At 52.5% G+C, this 1,401-nt stretch carries 1 rRNA gene; it reads right to left on the minus strand.

Annotated features, from left to right (window positions below):
- Positions 1-1,401 (minus strand): 23S ribosomal RNA (locus tag G630_RS0117790); the annotation flags it as partial.

The raw sequence follows: 1,401 nt of genomic DNA on the forward strand, positions 1-1,401 counted from the left end.
GTCTCCCACCTATCCTGTACATACAGTACCGAATCCCAGTATCAACCTGGAGTAAAGCTCCATGGGGTCTTTCCGTCCTGGCGCGGGTAACCAGCATCTTCACTGGTACTTCAATTTCACCGGGTGCATTGCCGAGACAGTGCTCAAATCATTACGCCTTTCGTGCGGGTCGGAACTTACCCGACAAGGAATTTCGCTACCTTAGGACCGTTATAGTTACGGCCGCCGTTTACTGGGGCTTAAATTCAAAGCTTCGCTTGCGCTAACCTCTCCTCTTAACCTTCCAGCACCGGGCAGGCGTCAGCCCATATACCTCACCTTTCGGTTTCGCATAGACCTGTGTTTTTGCTAAACAGTTGCTTGAGCCTCTTCTCTGCGGCCTGCTCTCGCAGGCTCCCCTTATCCCGAAGTTACGGGGACATTTTGCCGAGTTCCTTAACAATGCTTCTCCCGCCGGCCTTAGGATTCTCTCCTCATCCACCTGTGTCGGTTTACGGTACGGGCTTGTGCTACACAATAGCGGCTTTTCTTGGCAGTACGTCCATGTGCTTCGCTACTTTCAGTTCGCTCCCCCTTGCGGGACCGGTCTTTCCTTTCCCGGCTCACACTTTTGTCCTGCGTCCCCGCAGTTCTGATAACACAAGGTGCAGGAATATCAACCTGCTGTCCATCGACTACGCCTTCAGGCCTCGCCTTAGGTCCCGACTTCCCCAGGGCAGATCAGCTTTACCCTGGAATCCTTGGATATTCGGCCTGGAGGATTCTCACCTCCATCTCGCTACTCATTCCGGCATTCTCTCTTTACAGCGCTCCAACGCTCCTTTCGGTACGCCTTCGACGCTGCTGTAAATGCTCCCCTACCGATCAGCATCACCCGTAGATGATACCGATCCCCAGGCTTCGGTGTCGTGTTTCAGCCCCGGTAATTTTCGGCGCAGGACCTCTCGGCTAGTGAGCTATTACGCACTCTTTGAATGTGTGGCTGCTTCTGAGCCAACATCCTAGCTGTCTGTGAAATCCCACATCCTTTTCCACTTAACACGTACTTTGGGACCTTAGCCGTGGATCTGGGCTCTTTCCCTTTTGACTGTCCAACTTATCTCGTACAGTCTGACTCCTGTTCTTATCCTTGCTGGCATTCGGAGTTTGATAATCTTTGGTAAGCGGTGAAGCCCCCGCGGATATTCAGTGCTCTACCTCCAGAAGGAATGATACAGGGCTAGCCCTAAAGCTATTTCGGGGAGAACCAGCTATCTCCGAGTTCGATTGGAATTTCTCCCCTATCCACACGTCATCTCCACCCTTTTCAACGGATGTGAGTTCGGACCTCCACAGCCTTTTACGGCCGCTTCATCCTGCACATGGATAGATCACCCGGTTTCGGGTCTATGTTATGTGACT

This window comes from Butyrivibrio sp. WCD2001 (assembly GCF_000424485.1).
Classification (GTDB): Bacteria; Bacillota; Clostridia; order Lachnospirales; family Lachnospiraceae; genus Butyrivibrio.